The sequence below is a fragment of the Mycobacterium paraffinicum genome (assembly GCF_025822865.1).
In the GTDB taxonomy this organism is placed as follows: domain Bacteria; phylum Actinomycetota; class Actinomycetes; order Mycobacteriales; family Mycobacteriaceae; genus Mycobacterium; species Mycobacterium paraffinicum.
The window spans coordinates 1-2,102 of record NZ_JACKUR010000011.1; the positions used below are offsets into that span (position 1 = coordinate 1).

The 2,102-nt window shown below is 61.9% G+C and carries 1 protein-coding gene and 1 pseudogene; both read left to right on the plus strand.

Annotation, left to right across the window (positions count from 1 at the left end; translation table 11 throughout):
* Nucleotides 1–177: 177 nt before the first annotated feature.
* A complete protein-coding gene (locus tag H7J89_RS01945) occupies nt 178–465 on the plus strand; it encodes an NAD(P)-binding protein (protein WP_372513692.1) in 288 nt (95 codons plus the stop codon).
* Nucleotides 459–1,429 (plus strand): annotated as a pseudogene (locus H7J89_RS01950) (alpha/beta hydrolase). The gene H7J89_RS01945 and the pseudogene H7J89_RS01950 overlap by 7 nt, the downstream one beginning before the upstream one ends.
* Nucleotides 1,430–2,102: the final 673 nt, after the last annotated feature.

The window sequence follows — 2,102 nt, forward strand, 5'->3', positions numbered from 1 at the left end:
AACCGCGGCGACCGCGGCCAATTCGGTTGTCTTCACAAACTCTGAACGATGCCGCGGTCACCGCTCTGACCAGCGCAGACACGCCCAAGACCACTGGCCTCAAACTACGGCTGCAGTACTAGGCAGTCGGCGACAGGCGCCTGGCGTCTAGCCTCCTCGATGAGCCAGAAAGACGGTATGGAGAACACGGCTAAAGACTGCTTCGAAATCATTGTGATTGGTGCAGGGTTCTCCGGGATCGGAATGGGGATAAAGCTCCTGCAAGCCGGCTTCTCGGACTTTCTTATCGTCGACGACGCCGACGAAGTTGGCGGAACCTCGAATCGTTACTACTTCGACAAACACGGCGAGGTACCACTACGTCCGACGACCACCCGCGAATCTTCCTGGCGTAGTCACAGCTTCGACCTCGGCGACTACTCATTCGAACGCCGCACCAACGAAAAGCTGGCTGGCTTATCGTGACATCCGTTTCCTCGGATTGGGATCCGAGCCTGACAAGCTACCTCATCGCAACTCCGCACGCAGTGTCCTTCGCCCGCTGACGCAAGCACTACCGTCCAATCGGTACGGGCTTGCTGTGATGGATCGGGTGCTTCGGGCGGCGCTCATCGCGTCCCGCCCACGCCCAGGACTGCGGGTAAGGCTGGTCGACACCGTCTTCGCCGGCGAACGGGTGAGGGGAGATTGGACCGTCGCACCGAACGTCAACCCGGACGGGCCACCGATCCTTTACATTCACGGCGGCGCGTTTTCGATGTGCTCTCCCAAAACCCATCGTGGTCTGTTGGGCGAATTGTCTGCCGCGTCGCTGCGCCCGGTCTTCGCGGTCCGCTATCGATTGGCTCCGCGTTACCCGTATCCGGCGGCTGCTGACGACGCACTGAGGGCCTACCGGTGGTTGGCGGGCTCTGCAGAATCAACATCAGCCCGCACGGTAGCGATCGCAGGAGATTCGGCGGGCGGCCAACTGGCGGTCGCGACCTCGTTGGGTGCACTAGCACATCGCCTGCCGTTGCCTGACGGCATGCTACTGATGTCCCCCGTCATCGATCTGACGTGTCAGCTGGCGACGGCTCGTGAAAGCCGGCGCCGCGATCCTTTCGCATCGGCCCGGTCCGCATCGCGGGCGCTGAGTCTCTACGTGGGCGACGCCGATCCGGACGACCCCCGCGTCAACGTGCTCGCCGCCGACCTCACTGGTATGCCGCCGACATTGATCCAGGTGGGCGGGAGAGAAATGCTGCTGGACGATTCCCGACGACTCGTCGAGCGCATGCGCGTCGCGGGGGCACCGGTCCAGCTTCAGGTATTCCGCGGTCAAATACACGTGTTCCAGGCCATGTTTCGAATCTTGCCCGAGGCGCGTCGCGCTTTGCGCGTCAGTGGGGCGTTTCTCGCCGATAGTGCTGAACCCAGATTTGTTTGACGTACCAGCTGAACGCGGGCGCGGCGGCTAGCGCGCCCCTTTACGTGCTCCAGCTGCTCGTCGCGGATTTCCCGATCCGAAGCAGCGCAGCTGCGCGCGCCCGATAGCTCCGAAAGGTGAAGAACCCTGGGGTTGCTGCCCGCAGCACGGCGCAGATGAGCTCGACCCCGAACTGACCGCGATGAGCATCGATGTAGGCGATCATTCGTCGCAGGGCGGTCGAGCTCCGCTGCGAAAACGCAGACGCAGATTTCAAAATCTTTTTGGGCCTGCATAATTCGACAACCTCACGCTTGGGACGCCTAATCTCGGCATGGCCGGAGCTGGTCGCGCCAGGACGCTCGCCAGCATCGACCTGGACTTTGCGGCGCCAGCGGCGCATAGGTTCCTCGGAGATACCGAGTTTGCTTGCCACAGAACTAATCGCCTCGAACTCCGATAACGTCTGAGGCTTCCACCGTGGTGTCCAACAACCGCAACCCAGGCTCGCGAAACTCCGGCGAATACTGGCGCATATTCCTGATCCTCCTATACGGATCGGAACAAAACCGGCTCTTCGTGAACGAGAGTGCAGCGGTGGCCGGCGGATATCCGCGTGAAAGTGTCGTGTCGGTGAGCTGAGGCGGGGCCTCGGTGGGTGACGATGCGGGTTCCTACACCGTGCTTCACCAAC